This is a genomic window from Agrobacterium tumefaciens (assembly GCF_013337285.1).
GTDB classification, from domain to species: domain Bacteria; phylum Pseudomonadota; class Alphaproteobacteria; order Rhizobiales; family Rhizobiaceae; genus Agrobacterium; species Agrobacterium burrii.
Map to the genome: position 1 here is coordinate 1139307 of NZ_SUPW01000001.1, position 19254 is coordinate 1158560.

21 protein-coding genes are annotated in these 19254 nt (G+C 57.7%); all 21 read right to left on the reverse strand.

Translation table 11 applies throughout. The features are described from left to right. Position 1 precedes the first annotated feature (1 nt). The 21 genes from FCH38_RS05520 to FCH38_RS05620 all read right to left on the reverse strand — a co-directional run bounded on the left by FCH38_RS05520 (position 2) and on the right by FCH38_RS05620 (position 19151). Positions 2–700 (reverse strand): WecB/TagA/CpsF family glycosyltransferase, encoded by a 699-nt coding sequence (locus tag FCH38_RS05520; RefSeq protein ID WP_174373086.1) that lies wholly within the window; start codon positions 698–700, stop codon positions 2–4. 199 nt (positions 701–899) lie between these two features. Beyond that, entirely contained in the window at positions 900–1436 is a 537-nt protein-coding gene (locus FCH38_RS05525; protein WP_174373087.1) for a flagellar basal body-associated FliL family protein, read from the reverse strand. After that, complete coding sequence (locus FCH38_RS05530) at positions 1436–1804, reverse strand: hypothetical protein (protein ID WP_046800735.1); 369 nt, start codon at positions 1802–1804, stop codon at positions 1436–1438. The genes FCH38_RS05525 and FCH38_RS05530 overlap by 1 nt, the downstream gene beginning before the upstream one ends. Before the next feature lie 29 nt (positions 1805–1833). Then, a complete protein-coding gene (locus FCH38_RS05535; protein ID WP_046800607.1) occupies positions 1834–2391 on the reverse strand; it encodes a rod-binding protein in 558 nt (185 codons plus the stop codon). Between the two features lie 114 nt (positions 2392–2505). Beyond that, a complete protein-coding gene (locus FCH38_RS05540; RefSeq protein ID WP_046800606.1) occupies positions 2506–2925 on the reverse strand; it encodes a hypothetical protein in 420 nt (139 codons plus the stop codon). A gap of 13 nt (positions 2926–2938) precedes the next feature. Then, positions 2939–3694 carry a flagellar biosynthetic protein FliR gene (fliR, locus tag FCH38_RS05545; RefSeq protein ID WP_153513182.1) on the reverse strand — a complete coding sequence of 252 codons (756 nt, stop codon included), beginning with the start codon at positions 3692–3694 and terminating at the stop codon, positions 2939–2941. After that, entirely contained in the window at positions 3691–5778 is a 2088-nt protein-coding gene (gene flhA / locus FCH38_RS05550; RefSeq protein ID WP_153513181.1) for a flagellar biosynthesis protein FlhA, read from the reverse strand. Before flhA ends, fliR begins: the two co-directional genes overlap by 4 nt. A 158-nt stretch (positions 5779–5936) precedes the next feature. Then, positions 5937–6203 (reverse strand): flagellar biosynthesis protein FliQ, encoded by a 267-nt coding sequence (fliQ, locus tag FCH38_RS05555; protein ID WP_046800603.1) that lies wholly within the window; start codon positions 6201–6203, stop codon positions 5937–5939. Positions 6204–6252: 49 nt separating this feature from the next. After that, complete coding sequence (gene flgD / locus FCH38_RS05560) at positions 6253–6723, reverse strand: flagellar hook assembly protein FlgD (protein ID WP_153513180.1); 471 nt, start codon at positions 6721–6723, stop codon at positions 6253–6255. Then, on the reverse strand, positions 6714–7163 hold the full coding sequence (gene flbT / locus FCH38_RS05565) for a flagellar biosynthesis repressor FlbT (RefSeq protein WP_046800601.1): 450 nt from the start codon (positions 7161–7163) through the stop codon (positions 6714–6716). Before flbT ends, flgD begins: the two co-directional genes overlap by 10 nt. Further along, positions 7160–7504, reverse strand: coding sequence for a flagellar biosynthesis regulator FlaF (gene flaF, locus FCH38_RS05570; protein ID WP_045021979.1), 345 nt, complete (start codon positions 7502–7504; stop codon positions 7160–7162). The genes flbT and flaF overlap by 4 nt, the downstream gene beginning before the upstream one ends. 34 nt (positions 7505–7538) lie before the next feature. Beyond that, the gene (locus FCH38_RS05575) at positions 7539–8642 is read right to left on the reverse strand and encodes a flagellar hook-associated family protein (protein WP_149898578.1); all 1104 of its coding nucleotides are present in this window, start codon (positions 8640–8642) and stop codon (positions 7539–7541) included. A 3-nt stretch (positions 8643–8645) separates the two neighbouring features. Continuing rightward, positions 8646–10139, reverse strand: a complete 1494-nt coding sequence (gene flgK, locus FCH38_RS05580; protein WP_174373088.1) for a flagellar hook-associated protein FlgK — start codon at positions 10137–10139, stop codon at positions 8646–8648. A 22-nt stretch (positions 10140–10161) separates the two neighbouring features. Beyond that, a complete protein-coding gene (locus tag FCH38_RS05585; RefSeq protein WP_153513179.1) occupies positions 10162–11442 on the reverse strand; it encodes a flagellar hook protein FlgE in 1281 nt (426 codons plus the stop codon). Positions 11443–11546: 104 nt separating this feature from the next. Beyond that, on the reverse strand, positions 11547–12218 hold the full coding sequence (gene rem, locus FCH38_RS05590) for a transcriptional activator Rem (protein WP_149898575.1): 672 nt from the start codon (positions 12216–12218) through the stop codon (positions 11547–11549). 282 nt (positions 12219–12500) lie between these two features. Continuing rightward, a complete protein-coding gene (locus FCH38_RS05595) occupies positions 12501–13067 on the reverse strand; it encodes a lytic transglycosylase domain-containing protein (protein WP_174373144.1) in 567 nt (188 codons plus the stop codon). Further along, complete coding sequence (locus FCH38_RS05600; protein ID WP_174373089.1) at positions 13015–14376, reverse strand: flagellar hook-length control protein FliK; 1362 nt, start codon at positions 14374–14376, stop codon at positions 13015–13017. The genes FCH38_RS05595 and FCH38_RS05600 overlap by 53 nt, the downstream gene beginning before the upstream one ends. After that, a complete protein-coding gene (gene motC / locus FCH38_RS05605) occupies positions 14373–15662 on the reverse strand; it encodes a chemotaxis protein MotC (RefSeq protein WP_174373090.1) in 1290 nt (429 codons plus the stop codon). The genes FCH38_RS05600 and motC overlap by 4 nt, the downstream gene beginning before the upstream one ends. Further along, the gene (locus tag FCH38_RS05610; RefSeq protein WP_174373091.1) at positions 15659–16939 is read right to left on the reverse strand and encodes a MotB family protein; all 1281 of its coding nucleotides are present in this window, start codon (positions 16937–16939) and stop codon (positions 15659–15661) included. The genes motC and FCH38_RS05610 overlap by 4 nt, the downstream gene beginning before the upstream one ends. Continuing rightward, on the reverse strand, positions 16936–17586 hold the full coding sequence (locus FCH38_RS05615) for a hypothetical protein (RefSeq protein ID WP_174373092.1): 651 nt from the start codon (positions 17584–17586) through the stop codon (positions 16936–16938). The genes FCH38_RS05610 and FCH38_RS05615 overlap by 4 nt, the downstream gene beginning before the upstream one ends. 248 nt (positions 17587–17834) lie before the next feature. Beyond that, positions 17835–19151 (reverse strand): flagellin, encoded by a 1317-nt coding sequence (locus tag FCH38_RS05620; protein WP_174373093.1) that lies wholly within the window; start codon positions 19149–19151, stop codon positions 17835–17837. Positions 19152–19254: the final 103 nt, after the last annotated feature.

Below are 19254 nucleotides of genomic sequence, written 5' to 3' on the forward strand. Positions count from 1 at the left end.
GTTAACGTGGGCTTCGCGAACCCGTCTCAGCTTTGCCGAGCGCAATGTGCCACGGTTCAGCACAGAGGCTGTAGAGCCAGCTCATATGCAGCTTGCGAAAGATTTCCGGCATGCCCGCCACTTCGGACGACAGCACCTTGAACAATGGGCCGACCGCGATTGCGACGCGCACGTCCTGACGGCTGACGGTCCTGTGCAACCATGTCTCCTGATTTTCACCGCTCATGCCGGCAAGCAGAATATCGACCTTCACCCCGGAGGCGTCCCGGCCCAGCATCACAAAATCATGCCATGGCGCGTGGGCGCGCAGCTTTGCCAGCACTTCACTAAGCTGCGCCGCATCGTCGCCGGCAACGCCGATCCGTTTCGGCACCGCCATATAGGTCAGAAGCGCCATGACGAAAGCGACACCATCGATGACAACAGGCAGAGGCTTGCCATTTTCCACACGGGCGGCGGCATTCATCGCCTTGCCCTGCGGCAGAAGCAGGCAGCTTTCGAGAATCTCGCGGTAAGCAATATCCTTGAGAGACAATCTGGCTTTATCGATGGTGAGAAAGGAGAGCATCGTGTGCCCTTCGCAAGCCGAAGCCCGGCCGCTGACCAGTTCCAGCGCCCCATTCCAGTCGAGATCACAGACACGCAGTCCGTGGATATTCCGTTGCGATCCCGGCCGCGCAAAACCTGACGCGAAACTCATTGCCAACCCCCGAATGCCAAACCCACCGCCACCGATCCGGCGCATGGTTGCGGGACGGCGGCTCATGGATCTGTTTATACAGGTGCTGGTTGAAGTTATGCTGAAAGCAATCGCTCGAATATTCGGGCTCGCGCAAAGGAACGGTTAACCAGACCGGGAAACCGGCTGTTGGCGGACGCGTGAGCCGCAGACTGCGACATCAGTGGCTGGGCGCGGCGGCCGCTTCTTTTCCGCCCTCGGCCTTCTCGCCCTCGACGATCTTGACCGAACGGGGTGTGCCATTGCCGTTCTGCTCGCGAATATCGGCCTTCGACAGATAATCCAGCTGTTCGATAAGCACATCCTCGACCACCTCGTCTTCCAGCCTCTTGTTCAGCCCCTCACGGATGCGCTGCTTGAAGGCCTCGGGATCGAAGGTGGAAATATTGGCGATGTTGACCATGGAGGAACCCGCCAGAAGGGTGAACAATTCGTCGGTCATCAGCTGCGTTGCCGGCAGCTCGATCTTCGCCATCTTGTCCTTGTCGACGCGCAGCGAAATCCGGCTGAGGAAATAGCCGTTCACCCCGCCATCATTGATGACGGGAATGGTGATGCTTTCACCCTTGACCAATTGCAGATTGGTCTTTTTCGCGCCCGCCTCATCTCCCGGCGCCGTCGCCATCTGGACGGAGAAATACACCGCGCCGAGCGTGACGGCGCAAACCCAGACGCCGGTGAGAAGAAGCTTCAACATCAGGAGGCGGCACCGTACATGAACTGTTCCTGCGAATAGGTGCCGTCCGTATCGGCTTCCTGGATCGCGTTCTTCAGCAGGTCCGCAACAGCACGAACAGCGTTCAGATGCGCCTCAACGCGGCTGGCATTGGTTGCGAGCTTGGACTTGATGCCCTTTACCTGCTCCAGATAACCACCGGCGATGTCTTCGCGCGGTGTGTCGCGAAACAGCATGGTGAGTTCATAGAGGCAGCGGCTTTTATGGGCGTTGGAAACCTTAAAGTCGAATTGCGGATCCTTACCGATATTATCGTTCTCATTGTCGATGATCATCTCAAGGCGGCCGAGAACGGATTGGATACGGTGGTCGTTCGACATAAGGTCCATGCTTGTCTCCTCGTTAAGGTTTTTCATTCTCAAGCCTCGTCCGTTTTATCATTGGAAACGCCGAGGACCTGCCGCTCGAACTCCGCCACCATCCGAATTGCAGCATTATGGTCTTTTTCATTCATCGATACGTCGGTGATGCCTTTGCTTTCGGCTTTCCGCAACGCATCCTTGTAGGCCTGCTCCGCAATGCCGACGCCGCCATTTCGGGAGATCGTGTCGGCAAACTGTTCCGCCATCATGCTTTTCCAGATTTCGCCGGCATTACCCTTGCCATAAACTTCCTCACTGTCTTTCGGCAGCATGTTGGCAACGAAGGTCTGGAGAACCGAGGCTTCATATTTGCGGTAGGTTTCAGGAATCTCCGTGCGCGCCGAGCGAATATTGGTATCGCCCAGGCCCGCCTTCGAAGAGGCGCCATCCAGCATATCGACGGCGGCGCCAAAGCCCTTGCCCGCATCTGCAAGGCTGGTTGCGGCAAAAGCCGCCTTGTTCGCTTTGAGTTTTTCCTGGGCGATCTGTACTTCCTGGGGGTCCGCAGCGCGCACCACATCCATCACCAGATCACTTATAACCGATATCGCCACGTCCCGATCTCCCGAGCTGACGAACGTGTGGCATGGAAAGCCGACACGTCCGTTCAATCAAGAAACATCGCCGGAGACGTCTTTCGAACGCCCGCGATGCAACAATGGAACGGACTATGGATCGCCAACCTTGCTGGAGGCTGGTGTCCGGGATGCGTTTGTCATTTCAAGCAGATCATAGATTGCATTGTCGTCGGCCTCGCGATCCTCGAGATCGCGGGCAAGATGCATTCTGTCCTCAAGCCGATCGGCCTTGGTCTTTTCCTTCAGCACCTTGTTTTCCTGCAATTGCTGCACGCCGGCAAGCTGGCGGTCCTTGACGACAAGGCGGCCGTAACGATCCGAATAATGTCTGGAAAACGTCTGATGCACCGGCTCCATGGAACTCATGGCTTCCAGCACGTTGTCCATGGATTGCGCCACTTCGGTACGCACGCGGGTGGTATCGGCAAGCTCCACCTCGGCCATTTTTTCCATGTGGCGCTGGACCGTTACCAGACGCTTGAGTTTTGCTGAGCGCTTGTCCGAAGCCATGGCTTTCTCCAGATCAAAAACCGATGAAGACCGGGCCGAAACCATCCACGAACTGACGGATGAGGGCCGCGACCGACAAATAAAGCATGAAAAGACCGCCTGCCAGAACGAAAGGCGTCGAGATGAAGTAAACCGGAATCTGCGGCGCCAGCTTGTTGATGAGACCAACCGCGACGTTGAACATCAGACCGTAGATCACGAAGGGGCTGGCGAGCCGCAGCATGATGGAGAAGGTCGCCCGCAGCGTATCGGTGAGCGTGATCAGCATTTTCTGGCCGCTGATAAGCGCACCGACCGGCGTAGCGGTATAGGAATCCACCAGCGCCTTCAGGACGATATGGTGGAAATCCAGCATGAACAGCACCAGCAAACCACCGAAGGTGATGAAGTTGGATATCTGGTTTTCCTGCACGTCCTCGATGACATCCGCACCACCCGGAGCGCTGAGACCGATGGAGTTGCCGATGAGCGCGCCGGTGAACTGAAAACCGAGCGTATAAAACCGCGCGATCAAGCCATACATCGCGCCGATGGCGATCTCCGAGGCGATGATGCCGACCACGGTACCCTGGCTTGCACCGGAGATTTTCGGGTAGATCGAATCCCAAAGGATCGGCAGAAGCGCCATGGACACTGCGACGCATAGCAACATGCGGATCTGCGGCGAAATACGCGAGCTGGAAAAGCCCGGCATGGTCATGAAACAGGCGCCGATACGGCAAATGGCAAGGAACAATGCGATAATTGTCCCTTGCGGGTCGGTTATCATGAAATGGCGCCCAGGATCTTGATCTCCAGCCCCTTCGCCAGTTCCACATGTGAAAGAACCGGCAGGGTCGCAAAGAGTCGCTCGATAATCATGCGCACATAGGACCGCGTTTCCGGCGAGGTTACAAGGACAAAGGGCAGTCCGCGATCCATGAATTCACGGATAACTTTCGACGCCTGCTCGGAAAACTCTTCGAGATGGCGGGGATCGATGTCGAATTCGACGATCTCGCCCTTTTGATCGCGCTTCAGCGCCTGATGGAAGACCATGTCCCACTTGTTGCCGAGACGCAGGACGCGCAGCACGCCATTGTCGGCAAGATCGCCGCAGAGCTGCTGCGACATGCGCACCCGCACATGCTCGACGATCTGCTCGGTCTTGCGCACATGCGGCGCAAGTTCGGCAACCGCTTCCAGAATGAGATGCAGGTTGCGGATCGACACGCGTTCGGCAAGCAGCAGTTTCAGAACCGCCTGCAGGCCGGAATAGGACATGTGCGACGAGCAGATTTCGTCGGCCAGCTTCTTGTATTCGGGATCAAGCCGGTCGATGAGGATTTTGACGTCCTTGTAGGACAGGAGCTGTGGCAGGTTGTTTCGGATGACTTCGCTCAGATGCGTCAGCACCACCGAGACGTTATCAATGGGGTGGAAGCCTTCGCGCTTCAGATCCTCGGTAAAGGTCTCAAGGATCGAGACGGCCGGCATGCCGAAAGCAGGTTCGCGGATTTCGTCGCCGGGAATGCTCGGCTTGCGCCCTGCCCCGGTCACGACAAGAACATCGCCGACACGCAGATTGCTCGATGCGATGGTCGTGCCGTGGACGCGGATCTGATAGGCTTTTTCCGGGATCATGATGTCGTCGGAGACCTTGATCTCCGGCACGACGAAACCGTACTGGCTTGCGAATTTCTTGCGCATCTTGCCGACGCGGAAGGCCAGTTCCTGATGTGCGCCGAGAAGCCGTGTCGAAACCTGCTTGCCCAGCGCCAGTTCGATTTCGGACGTCTTCAGCACCTGCTTGACCGAATCCTTCTCCGCTTCGCTGGTCTGGAAAACCTTGTTCGCTTCTTCCTGGCGCAGCAGGGCGCTTTCGGCCTCGGCCTGGCGCGGAATATACCAGCTGCCGAAAGCCATGATGCCGCCCAGGAACATGAAGGGCAGGAAGGGCAGGCCCGGAATGATCGCAAGAAGCCCCATCAGCATGGCCGAAACCATCAAAGCGCGAGGATAACCGCTCAGCTGATTGACGACAGCCTGATCCGTGGAGCCGGCTGTGCCGCCGCGAGACACCAGAAGGCCCGCCGCCAGCGAGACGATAAGGGCCGGGATCTGCGAGACGATACCGTCACCGACCGAAAGCTTGACGAAAACGTCGGCAGCTTCGCCGATGGGCATACCGTGACGGAAATAACCGATGATGATGCCGCCGAAAACATTGATCGCGGTGATGATGAGGCCGGCGATCGCGTCGCCGCGGACGAATTTCGAGGCACCGTCCATCGAACCGAAGAACGAGCTTTCCTCTTCCAGCTCACGGCGGCGGCGCTGCGCTTCCTTTTCATCAATGATACCGGCGGACAGATCCGCATCGATCGACATCTGCTTGCCGGGGATGGCATCGAGCGTGAAGCGCGCGCCGACTTCGGCGATACGCGTCGCACCCTTGGTGATGACGATGAAGTTGACGGTGATCAGAATCAGAAAGACGATCAGACCGATGACGAAGTCGCCAGACATCACGAGGCTGGAGAAACCGGCGATCACGCCACCCGCCGCCGTCGCTCCCTCATTGCCATGTGAAAGGATGACACGCGTCGTCGCAATGTTCAGCGACAGGCGGATCATCGTCGCGATCAGCAACACGGTCGGAAAAGACGAGAAATCCAGCGGGCGCTGAATCCAGAGCGCCACCATGAGGATAAGGACGGAAAGTGCGATCGAAAACGCCAGTCCGATATCCACCAGAAAGACCGGAATGGGCAGGAACAGGACGCAAAGGATCGAAATGATGCCCAATGCGAAACCGACATCACGCATGCTCGGACTTACTTTGGGCAAGGAGATGACTGGTGGTTGCGCCATAAAATCGTCCTGTCTCTTCATGAGAAGGGCGACGGAAAAGCCGCCGCACGGTTCGCGGCATCGGCTTTTCGAAATTACGCGCGCAATTCGGTCCGATGCTTCAGCCTATCACTAGCCGCTGAAGCTTGCGCGAGGGTGGCATCCGCAGCGCACAAATGTCAGAAGCCGGACTGGATGCGCGAAAAGACGAGATTGGAAAAAAGGCCGATCTGCGCACCCACAAAGGGGGCGGCAATGCCAAGGACGAGCATGATCGTCACGATTTTAGGAACAAACGTCAGCGTCATTTCCTGAACCTGGGTCAGGGCCTGTATGAAGGCAATGGCGACACCGACGATCATGGCAGCCAGAACGGCCGGACCGGCCGCGACGAGAACAGTCCAGACTGCTGCCTGCATGATATCAAGCGCATCGGCCTCGTTCATCGTCGCATCCTTTATTCCAGAAGGGCGGTGTCATACCGCCCCTACATTATCACGAACCGGCAGGCTTATCCGAATCGGTATCGCCATCAGATGTAGTCGCGATCGGGCCGTTCGAGAAGCTCACACCGGCCTGCAGCAGCACTTTGTCACCAGCTTCGGTAATGGCGACAACGCCGTCCGAATAGACCTCGACTTCCTTCACCACACCGGTGACCTTGTCATCGGCGCTCTTGACCGTCTTGCCGACCAGATCGGAAGCGCGTGTGAGGGCTTCCGCCTGCAGCATGCTCTTCAGATGGGTGTTCGTCTTGATCGTCTGCTCGACCTGCGAGAAGCTTGCCAGCTGCGACATCTGCTGGCCGGCATCCATCGGGCTGGTCGGATCCTGGTTCTTCATCTGGGCGATGAGAAGCTTCAGGAAGCTGTCGTAATTCAGCGAGGCCGCGCTCTTGTCATTGCTGCTCGCCCCGGCATTAGCCCAGGGATTGGAGGCTGCCGACGTGACTGCATCTACCGCCATGGTGCGATCTCCTTGCGAATCTGTTCGATCGTTGCGGGGGTCATTTCCTGATTGTTGAGGATTTTTTCCTCGGTCGGATAAAGACCGCGAATAGCCTTCAGCGCCTCAAAAGCCTTGCCCGAGGCAACCAGCCCGTCGATCCGCTTGAGTTCCGCCAATATCTCATCATGCTGGAAGCAGTTCAGCAGCATGCTAACGGACTTGCGGAACATGTTCGTCGACTGTTCACGCCCTTCCGGGTTGATGAGGATCATCTGTGCGATGAAATAAAGCTGCCTCAGCGGGGTTGTCGCCTGCTCCGGCTGCAACACGTGGTTTTCAAGCAGGAACGTGACATCGTTCAGGAATTCGAGCGCCACCTTGCGATCCACCCGCAAGACCGCGCCGTTGATGAAAATCTTTTCGCCAGATTTCAGCGAGATTCGAAGTGTACTTTTCATTTCAGTCCATCCCTGATGATGGTTGTCACGTCAATTATGCCCTGGAAATTCGTCGACTGACGTTTCCGGATCAGTTCGCACTCTTTCAAAATCCAGATCGCGATCGAGATCAGATTGGCCCTCAGTTCCATAGCCAGTTGGTTATCCGGCTGCTTGAGGTCCTCAATGAAGCGGATCCAAACCCGCCGAGTGTAAAAAAGTGCTTCGATCGTATGGCGCTGGGAAGAACTATCCTTTGCCTCCACAAGCAGTTCGATCGATTTGGTCAACGCCTGTCGCTCGCGATCTTTCGCGTCTGCGACACCATCCTCCATGATTTCGGCGTAGGAAAACTGGTACATTCATGTATCCTTTATCTGCCGCCACCCCTGTTCATCAGAGGTAGTTCACCAGACTCATTTTTTGCAGACGCGATGTCAGGCTGTAGGCGATTTCGATCTGCTGCTGCAGCAGGTCGAGACGGGTCTTCGCTTCGTAGGTATCGATACCTTCGATATCCAGCAGATGCGTCTCGATGATCTTCTTCTGCGCGGCCAAAGAGTCGTTCGACTTTTTGACGCGTTCCTGCGAGAGGCCGAGGCCGCTGGCCTGCTGGTTCAAACCATCGATCGCGGTACCGATCGTCGTAACCGCGCGGGTGGCGACAGCTTCACGAACGCCGCTCGGAACCTTGTCGTCGAGGAAGGTCATCGCCGTCATTGCCGTCATCGCGAAATAACGCATGCCCTGCGAATTGCTGTTGGTCGATGTCTCGATCACTTCGTTCTGGCTGATCCGGCTCGTCATGTTGGTGTCGCTGGCCTTGGAGCCGAACGTCGTCCAGAAATCAACGTTCTGACCGGCGGTGAGACTGCCATGCGGCGGGTTGGTGACCGTCGTCGTGCCGTTGAATACGCCTTCCATATGGGTCATGAAGGCGTTGACCTGATCCTTGGACAGGTTGGCGATGCTGCCCACCGGCGGCGTCTGCGTCGCCATGAAATGGTTCAGCTCATCATTATAAGCGGTCTTCAGCGTCGAACCATCGGCGAAGTAGTCATCGACCGGCTTCACATCCGTATTCGTACCGGAAAACAGATATTCGCCATCGACAGCGGTGTTCGCGAAGCTGGTGAAATTGTTGAGCGCATTGGTAATTTTCTGGTTGACGGTGGCAAGCGTGGGCTGCGCGCTGCTCGTATTCGGCACCAGAACGCCGAGGATCTCCTGGGCAGCCTTTGCCATGCCATCCAATGCCGTCTGCGACGATTCAAGACGTTGCGTGGCAAAGGAATTGACCGTGACAAGCGAAGAAATCCGCTCCACATCCCGATTGAGATCGAGGCTGCGGGCCGTATTGGCGCCGAGCGTGACGCCGAGATCCGCATGCTTGCCCGTCGTCAGTTCGGTATTGAGCTTGGTCATCTCAAGCTGGGCCTTGAGGATGGTGCTGCGCATGCTGTTTTGCATCGCCAGCGATGAAATGAAGGACGTTTTCATCTTTTACCTCACCATGTCCATCAAGGACTTGAGCATTTCATCGACTGTGGTCACCAGCTTGGTGGCTGCCTTGTAAGACTGCTCGATATCCATGAGCAGCGACAGCTCCTCATCCAGGCTCACCGCCGTGTTGTTCGAATAGGAGGCGGCGGAGCGCTCATAAAGCGCGCTTTTCGCTTCGTTCGCCGAAGTCGCACCGGACCGTTCCTGTTCGAGCCAACCCATCGAGTTGGTGCCGTATTTCAGGATGCTGGTATTCGTATCGATACGTGTCGACGCGGCAAAACTCATGGGCGCGTCGAATGCGGTCACATAGCTGTCGATCAGGTTGGAAAAGCCGGTTCCACCCGTCGCTGTGGTATTGACAATATAAGCGGTACCGTTGATGCCGCCGTCGCGCAACAATTCCGGGTTTCCACCTTTCGAAATAATTAACGCGGAGTTGACGTTAATGCTGGCAGCAAGTCCCGGAACGAAAACGCCAGCGGGAGGAATCTCGCTTGTTGCCGTTGCTCCCGCCCATGTGAACAGGCCAGGCTTCGCCGTCAGGGGCGTCGCGGGCGGCGCCGGCTGCGTGATCGGCTTTTCGGCAAACATGCTGATCAGGCCGCGGGCGATTTCGTCGAGCTGGCTTTGCATGGTCGGCGCCAGATCGTCGCGAACCTGCATCAGACCCTGCAGCGACCCTTCCGCTGTCGTGTTGCTGCCGTTGCCGGCCTTGAGCGCCACGCCGTCTACGTAGATCGCATTGCCCGTGGTCGTCGCATCGTAGCCCGGCTGTGCCTTGAAGGTGACCTTGCGCGGCACGACCTCAAACAGGGTCGCGCCTTCCGTCGTATAAAGCGCCACATCATTGTTTGGACGATTGACGACATTGATGCCCATGATGGACGAAATGTCCTTCAACAAGGTCTCGCGCTGATCAAGGGCATCGCTCGGATCACCGCCGATCGCCGTCTGCGCCTTGACCTCGTTATTGGCTTCCTCGAATTTTGCAAGCAGGCCATTCAGCTTGTCGACCTGAAGGGAGATTTCCTTGTCGGCACGCAGACGCATCGCCTGCAATTCGGAAGACGCCTTGTTCAGGGAACTGGCGACATCCGCAGCCGAGGTCACAGCCGTCGCCGCAAGGGCAGCATTGCTCGGCTTGGCGGCGTAACCGCTAAGGCTCTTCAGCAATTCCTTCATGTAGGTAGACGGCGAACTTTCATAATTGTTGCCGCCGAAAATGCTCTTCATCTCCTCAAGGCCGGTCAGAACGGTGTTCTGACCGGTGGCCAGCGAGGCGCTGGAGATCGTCTGCCTGAGAAGACTTTCATTCTGGGCACGGCCATTGGAGACGATACTCGCTCCGGCCATGGTCGTGCCGAGAATGGCGGTTCGCTTGACGTAATTCGCATTGCCGACATTGGCAATATTTTTCGAAGTAACGTCTGTCTGCTTACCTGTATTATTGAAAATCGACTGCGCAGTATTCATTGCTGACGTGAGCGACATTCATTTGTCCTCGTGAGAATTCTTATCTCTTCAGATTGATCAGGACATCCATCAAATCCGACCCGGTCTGGAAGACTTTCGAATTCGCAGTATAGATACGCTGGGATTCAATCATGTCGGTGAGTTCGCTGGCGATATCGACGTTCGAACCTTCCAGTGCACCCTTCTGGATGTAGCCGAAGCTGCCCGTCTGCGGGAAGCCGATGGTGACGACACCCGACTCGTTGCTGGGCAGATAAACGTTGCCGTTCTGCGGGCTGAGGTTGTCGACGCTTGGCACCGTGGCCACTGCCAGCTGATAGATGTTGCGGCGGCCGCCATCCTGATAGACTGCCGTCACCACGCCGTCCTTGCCGATTTCGACATCCTTGATCTGGCTCGGACCATTACCGTTCAGGATCGCCGTGCCGGGCGTGAACTTCGAGGAGAACTGCGTCATTTCCGACAGGTCGATATTGATCGACTGCGCCACACCGCTGTTACCGTCATTGATGGTGATGGACTTGGGCGAGGCGGTCGTAAGCTTGTTGGTGGCAGGATCAAAGGTCAGATCCACTTTTGCCTGAACAAGGGTAACCGGTGCTGTCGCCGTATAGGGGAAACCGCCGTTAGTCGACTGATCCTGACGATAAACTGCCACTTCCCAGGTGTTAGCACCGGTCTTGGTGTAGTAGAAATCGTAGAGAACCTTAGCACCGCCGCTATCGAATGCCGTCAACGACGTCTTGCTACCAACCGTCGCAGTCGCGGAATTGGTGCTCGGAAGCGATGCCCCCGGCACGATCGGATCATCACGGTTCAGGTTGGCCGGGAAGCTGCCCTGCGTCGAGGGCGATGCCGTCAGACCGAAATTGTTGACGTTGATGGCCTCGAGACCGGTAAAGCCGTTAACGACGGCAGCCGGCGGGTTGGAGCCGTAGGGATAACCCATCAGCTGGAAGCCCGCTGCGTTTTCCAGGTAGCCTTCGGCATTCTTCACGAAGGAACCAGCGCGTGTGAGGTAAGGCGTGCCTGCACCATCCTGAACCACGAAGAAACCGTTGCCCTGAATGGCAAGATCGGTGCTGGACGTGGTGTAGGAGAGGTTGCCCTGCTCCGAAATGCTGTAGCGAACGTTGGACTGCACGCCGCCAGAGGCGTAGCTGCCCGACGAGGAGGGCAGAACGAGCGAGGAGAACGACGTCGATGCGCGCTTGTAGCCGGTGGTGCTTGCGTTGGCGATGTTGTCGCCCACGGTGCCCAGCTTGTTCGCCTGTGCATTCATGCCGGACACACCGGTTCGCATAGTGCCGAAAATACTCATTCAAAAACCCTCGTGGTCATCTTCAGGGATAAGGTAAAGCGTTTGGCTTGCGTGAAGCTGTCTGAAATACCGCGCTTGAAAAAGACCACGCGGGTCAATGAAAATCATTGCCAATCAATGCTGTAGCCGAGGAACCGCTTGGAATCGACCGGATCGTAACCGAGCTTCTTGCGCAGCTTCTTACGCAGCTTGCTGATGTGGCTTTCAACGACATTCTCTTCGACGTCATCATCGAAGATGCCGTAGATGGCATTGAAAATCTGCGTCTTGGAAACGCGGCGTCCGCGATTGGCGATCAAATATTCCAGGATGCGGCGCTCGCGGCGCGGCAAGGGAAATACTTCACCACCGACTTCCGGATCACGGCCATCGGAGAAAACCCTGATAGGCCCGGCATCGGTGAAGTTGGAGATGACCTGCAGCCGGCGACGGATCGCCGCCGCACGCGCCAGGATTTCACGGGGGTGAACCGGCTTGCGCACGACATCGTCGACGCCGCTGTCGAACAGCGCCAGCGTCGATTCCAGCGAGGGCTGGTCGCTGACCGCGATAACCGGCGCCGTCGTGCGATCCCTGATCGCCTTCGGCAAAGAGAAGCTCCGGTCGCCCTGGCCGATCAGGAAGGCCTCCACGGCCGCCAGATCGCTGTCCGCAGCCGTCGAGACCCACTCCCCGAATTCAACCGGATCGAACCCGGTTGAGGGGATGCCCTCACGCCCAAATAGAGATGTATAGCCGTCTTTAACGAGCTCGCGCTCATCAACCACTACGATCATTCGTCCGCCTCCGAATCAGTGTGGTGTTTTCCAATGAGGCATTGATAAGAATCGGGGGATTCAGCGACAACTGTAGGAAATCATCGATAGTTATTAATAATTGATTAACTATTTTGTGCCGATTTGATCTATATATAGTGGTTGTTAACCATATATGGCACAAAATTTTTGTGTAAAAATTTCAAAATCACAAAAAAACCGTTTGCAGCGCCTTTTTTCGATCAATCTCTGGCCACATTTATCATGACGAGTCTCGGGACACCCGAAAACAACCAAAGATTGTTATCCGTCGCAGAAATTTTTCGCGTTGACGGTCCATTTCCCGTAGCCCGTCGCCACCAGATTGGCGATCACCCGACAGACATATTTCTTCTGCGCCGGATCGTTATTGGGGCCGGCATGGTAACGGGCGACCGCCATGGTCCAGGTTTCATGCCTGTTGTGGAGATTGCGCAGGAACATGGCGGCATATTCGACATTGCGGCGCGGATCGAACATTTCGCGCGCCGATGTGAAGTTTTCGCCATGGAAATAGTGGTTTATCTGCATGCATCCGAGATCGATCAGCTTGGCGCCATTGCGCTTCGCCGCCTCGAAAGTGGTCAATGCCTCCTCCGTGGATGCCGCAAATACCGGTTTTCCTTCAATATTCATGGCATTGGGATCGAGCCGCCCCTTGCGGCCCGTCTCAGTCAGGCCAACGGAATAGAGAATTCCCTCCGGCACGCCATATTTGCGGGCGGCGGACTGGATTTCCCTTTCACAGACACCTGATGTTGCCGAAGCCAAGGCTTTTTCAGAGGTAGACGCCATTGTCAGCAGAAGAACGGCCAGAGCCGAGAGCGCCATCCATGCCTTCATTATGCACCCCCAAATTATCACCATTGCCCTGTCGGCCGTCCCGTGCGCCGGACTCGTCACGGTTGCGGCCCGCGGCGGCCTGCTGGCCCTGCTGCTGCGCCTGCTGATTTTGCTGATTGTTGCCTTGTGTGCCCGTTTGGTCACTCTTGTCGGAAGAAGCGATGCTGATGGTGATGTTATCGACCGTCAGACCCTGCGCTTTCAGGCCATCAAGAATGCTCTTGCTGTCTTCCTGAAGCTTTTTATAGGCCGCAACGCTCTCCACCGTCATGTGAACGGCGAGCTCGTCACCGGCCAGGCGCAGCGACATCGTCACCGATCCAAGCTCAATCGGCGTCATATGCAGCTTCAGCGTATGGACCACCTTGCCGGTGCTGCTCTGGGCAGCGGCGTTGGACAGCGACGAGCCGGGCTGCATGGCGCTGACCCATTCCGGATCATTGGCGATGAGACCGGTCAATGCCGATGCGTTGGTCGATGGCGCCAGGCCGATGAACCGCCGTGAATCGAGAACCGTTATGGTATCGGCCGCTTTGCCGGTGCTTTCCCGGGCATCGAATTCAACGCGGCCTTCGCGCTGGACCGTGCTCATATCGAGTGCGCGGGACGTGCCTGAACGCGCGGAGGCGAAGCGGAATGCCGAAGCGCCGTTTTCGCTATCCGAGTCGGATTCAGCCTCATTGCCAGCAAGCTCGGCTCGTGCGGGCATGTCCTTGGGCGAAGGCTCCGTTTTGCCACGGACGGTCTCGGTCCTGTCGGACTTTACCGGGTCGGCCTTGCCGGCGATCGCCTGCGCGATTTCCTCAAGCGGTGTCTTGGCTGTTGCGATATCGCCGACATTGGTCGCGATCGTATTCAGATCCGCCAGTTTTGGATCAATGGCATCCGCCGTCGTTTCCGTATCCTTGTCGGCGTCGTCCTTGAGCTTCTTGCCGGTCTTGCCGTTTTCAGCCGGTGTGCGCGCCGGCTTCCCAGCGTTCTGAAGCTCGCCTGCCGTCTCATGGCTGTGGCCTTCTGCGGAATGGTCGTTGCCCATTACATTCAGGAAGGTCGAAGGCCGCTTGACCGGCGTCTTTGCTTCTTCTTCGCCACCTTCGGGCTGCGCGTTCTGCTCCTCAGCCGAACCTGCTTCCTGCTGATGCCGCGAATGCGGTGCCTGCGTTGGGCGCTCGTCGCGAATGGTGGACAGCGCCTCGCCGAAACTTCCGCCTTTGGCGTCGTCCCTCACCCCGGCGCTGCCGGCGCGTGGATCATTATATGGTGCATTCACTATCGCGTTGATGGTTCCGTCGATCATGGTGCCCCCTCGCCTTCCTTCAACAGGCTGTCGATTTCATCAAGCTTGCTGCGGCCACTCGTTACGAGTTGCCGCACATCCTCGCCCTCATCGTCAGCCTTGTGGGTTTCAACCCGCCATATGCTCTTTTCTTCAGTGCCAGCTGTCCCATTCGAGGATGGGTTCTGTCTGGCGTCCTGCTGGGTAGTCGCAGCGCCGACCTCGGCGCCGGTCTGTCCCGGTTGCAACGAGGGTGGGCGGACCACCTGCTCGGCGATCGCCCTTGCCGCATCCCGCAACGCCCTGTCGCGATCTGAAAGCTGTCCTTCGGGGATCTGCACGATTGTCTCGATTGCGCTCACCACATCGGGCGTGCCGATGTTGGAAAGGCTTTCATAAAGATTTGCCTGCACTTCCGGCTGGTCCGGCAGGGCGGGAGACAGAGCTTTCGCTTTCAGCGCCGCCATACGCGCCAGCCCGTCCTTGCCGCTGATCGCCGCGAGACGGGAGAGACGCAGATAAGCTTCCTTCTGCCTTTCCGTGTCCATCATGGCGAATGTTTCCTGTATCGTCTCTTCCCCGATGGAATCGGCGCGCTTGATCACCAGCGAGACCAGAAGATCCGCAAACTGGCTGGCATAGGGCGAGTGCAGGAAGCGCCGCGCATAGCGCTGCGCATAATCGACACCGCGCGCCGCATCGCCGTCTTCAACCGCAATTGCCAGCGAGCGGCGAAGTGCCGCCTCCTCCACGATGGTGCCTGGTGCTTCCAGCCGGGCTATGTCGTAGAAACCGAGGGCCGCCAGCGGATCACGCGGGATCGTCACATTGCCGCCGATCAGTGCCAGGTAGGCACCGATCCGCGTGCCGCGATATTCAGGCACCATGGCTGCAATGCTCTGCGCCACCAGCGTACCCTTGCCCGAGAGATATTTGCGCAGGATATCGGCGACGCGGCTGTCGAAATTGCCATCCACATCGCGCGCGACCAGCAATTCCAGCGTCGCCGGATTGCCGCCGCTCATGGCATAGACAAGCGCCGCATCGACATTACGCGGATCCTTGAAGATCGCCGACGGCGCGCTTTTAAGCCGCTCATCGATCGTCTGGAGCAGGAACCGCTGCATTTCCGTTGCCGAATGGTCGCCCATGGCGACCGAATCCTGCACGAATTGCAGAGAGCGCAACATGGCATAGGGCATGAGGCTGTCTTGCGATTGCGAGAATGCCTTGATCGGCTCGGCACCGAGACCGCAAAGCGTCGCCGCGAGAAAAAGCCAGCGTTTCGAGGATTTCGTCACACTCACCCCCGATCGGCCTCAAGCAGGATTTCGATACGGCGGTTGGCATCCGCCAGAGGGTCTGCCGGCACCTGCAATCTGCGATCGGCAAAACCAGAAACCTGCTTCACCCGCTCTTCGGAGAGACCACCGCGCACCAGCATGTAATAGGCGCTGTGCGCACGATCCATCGAAAGCCGCCAGTTGTCATTGGCCTCGCCCTTGAACTGCCGCCCATCGGTATGGCCGCGGATCACCACGCTGCCGCCCCGCTCCTGAAGCAATTTACCGATCTTTTCCATGGCCAGAACCATTTCGCCGCGAGGCACGGCCGAGCCGACGTTGAACATCGGCGTCTCCGACTGGTCGGAAATGGTCAGCAGCAATCCGCCTTCGGCCGGCGTCACCACCAGGCCTTCAGAGAGCTTGCCGGTAATGCCTGAAATCTGCTTCTCGATCTCTTCGCGCAGCGTGTCGGCCTTTTGCCATTCGGCGTCAGTGGGTTGCTGCTCATCCGGCTGCGGTTTTACAAGTGCTGCCTGCTCGATGGCATCCGGGCGTTGCTGCGGCACAACGGCCGCAACTTCCATCGGCTTGCCATCTTGCGAAGGATCAACGGGCTTTTGAGATGCTGCGGCTAACACCGCTTCGGCGTCCTTGGCCGCATCCTGCTGCTTCTCCGCCGTCTGCTGCGGCTCCGTCGGGTTCTGTTGCTGGTCGGCGCGGGTGATCTTCACCTGCTGGGTCCAGAAATCGGGATCGAAGGGATCGCGATAGGCCTCGCCGCCGCTTGCGCCCGTCGCCGGGCCGGAATCAGCTGCACCGCCCTCACCCTTGGCGCTGACATTGGCCTGCTGCCCGACCTGCTGGGCGATTTCCGCCAGCACGGAATAGGGGTTCTCGAAGAAGTCGGCTTCCGAGAAATTGGACTGTTCGCCAGTCTGGGACGTCAAGTCCTCGCCCGTCGCCGCGGCAGAGCCCTGGGTTACCTTTTCCGCCTTGATATTCGACTGGTCCTTTTTCTCAACACCCTCTTCCTTGTCCACGGGCTTTTCCAGCCCCTTGGACGAGGGTTTTTCATCGGACAGTTTTATCGGATTGAAATAGCTGGCGACCGAGGCCTTGGTTTCCTCGTTGGCGGCATTGACCAGCCACATGACGAGGAAGAACGCCATCATGGCCGTCATGAAGTCGGCATAGGCGATTTTCCACGCGCCGCCATGGGCGCCATCGTGCCCGCCTTTGTGACGTTTGACGATGATGATCTCGTTTTTGCCGTGGTGGTGATTTTCGCCTTCACTCATTTCATCACCTTGCGAAGACTGGACGCCCAGGCCGACATGCGGGTCACGAACACGCTTTCACCCAGTTCGACGGAAAGGTCGATGTCCGTGGTCTCGGTAAATTTCATCGTTTCTTCTTCGAAGCCCGGTTGAGCCTTCAAATGTTCGAACAAATCTCTGGGACCTTTGACGACAATCGTGACAGCCTCGCCATCCGGCATGGAAGCGCGCACCACATCCGCCAGCGCCGAAACCGCCTTGAGCGACAGCTCTTCCGTCAGAACCGGGGCAAGGATACCGGCGGTCTGTTCGCTGAGATTGGCCGCGATCGCATCGATGCCTTCGCGCAGACCGCGGGACAGGAAAACCGCGATTTCTTCGAGATAGACGGAACGCAGGGCCTCCAGTTCGGCGGCGTGGGAAGCCAATAACGCGTCCCGTTCGGCCTGCATCTTCTCGGTGATTTCCCGGGTCGCATCGTCGCGGCCACGTGCATAGGCAGCCTGCTTTTCGCTTTCGACATCGACGGTCTCGAATTCATCGAAACCGCTGGCGACATCGCCGAAACCGGACATGCCCTCGGCATCCGCCAGCGGATCGCCAAACGCCAGCCCGGCGGGCTGGCTGTCACCGAAATCCTTGAGATATCTTGCAATGGAGGCGCTCATGCACGCCCCCGGCAAAACTGGCCAGAGAGGCGAGACATGTTTCTTTGCCTGCGATTTAAGCCGTTTGGCGGCACCATCGTCATCCTTGCTACCCTGCCCGTCTCTTCGATTATTCCGGCCGGATCACGCCATGCGATCCAGCCGATATTGCCCCGACGTTAGGTGTTCAAACTTGTGCGAGGATGAAGGCGGCCTGTTCCGGAAGCCCGCGCCTTGTCTCCGCACCTGCCTACGCCGGGCCAGACCCGTTACTTGAAGAGCTGGAGGATATTTTCCGCATTGGCATTGGCGATCGAAAGCGACTGGATGCCGAGTTGCTGCTGCGTCTGCAGCGCCTTCAGCCTGGTCGATTCCTCGTTCATATCCGCATCGACGAGACGGCCGATGCCCTTGTCGATCACGTCCATCAGGCTCGAGACGAAGTTTTCCTGCATGTCGATGCGGCTCTGCAGCGAACCAAGGCTGGATGCCGCGCTGGTCATCGCTTCAAGCTGTCCGTCGACAAAGGACATCATCGCATCCAGCACGTTGGCTTCGGTATATTGCTCTCCGGTCATCGTTCCCATTTTCTGGGCGAGGTCGGTCAGCTTGTTGATGTCGAGCGTCGATACCGAGATACCGAGTTTGCGGGTGTCGGGATCGACTGCCGCGGAAACGTCGTAGTACCAGTTGGTGTTCGGCGATGTCGTCGTTGCGACCGGAGTGGTGCTGTCGGTGGTTGGAGCGGCGGCACTTGCGGGATCCGTGGAGGTGAGTTTCACCCAAACGCCGTCACCGATCTTCAAATATCCCTGGGTACTGCCAGCATTGGTGTAGATGCCTGTTGCCTTGAGACTGAAGCCAGCCAAAGCAGCCACTTCGCTGTCATTCAGCGTAGCGACCACATAATTCTTGTCGGTGACCGTGGGGAGTGCGGGTGATGCGGGCGTATCCGTCGTGCGGGTGGTGACGGTCGTCTCGTTCTTGCGGAGGAAGCGGGCCTCGGTGTCGAGAATGCCGAATTTTCCGCCGCTCAGATCGAACAGCACGGTGCTCGAATCAAGCGAATAATCGACCGTCGTTACGCCCACCGCGCCTGCAGCGGTGCGGGTAAACGAAGCAACGATCTTCTTGATGATCGGCTCTTCGGCCGCCGGCGTCTTGCCATCGCCGATTTTCGCCTGAAGCCAGTTTTCGCCGGAGAAGGAGGCCGATTCGGAAATGCTTCTCAGCTGATCCTGAAGTTGCTTGATTTCTTCCTGGATCTTCGTTCGGTTGCTGCCCACACCATAGGCGGCGACCAGCTTCGCCTTAAGAGACTTGACCGTCTCGATGGCGCTTTCAACGGCCTCGAAAGCAGTGTCGACCTTGGCGGCTCCAAGACCCAGCGCATCCTGTACGGCCGAAAGCGCCGTATTGTCGGACCGCATGGTCGTTGAGATAGACCAATAGGCCGCGTTATCCGCCGCCGTCTCGACACGGTAACCGGAGGAGACACGCGCCTGCGTTGTCTCAAGACTCTTGTCGATCATGCGCAAGGTTTGCAGCGCGGCCATTGCCGCCGCATTGGTCATAATGCTGGTCATGGGTTCCACCCAATTCAAAATATAAGAAAAAATCCGGCGCAGCGCCGAAAACGAGCAGGAGCATCATGCGCATCGGCGATGGTTGAAATGAGCCACCGCGACC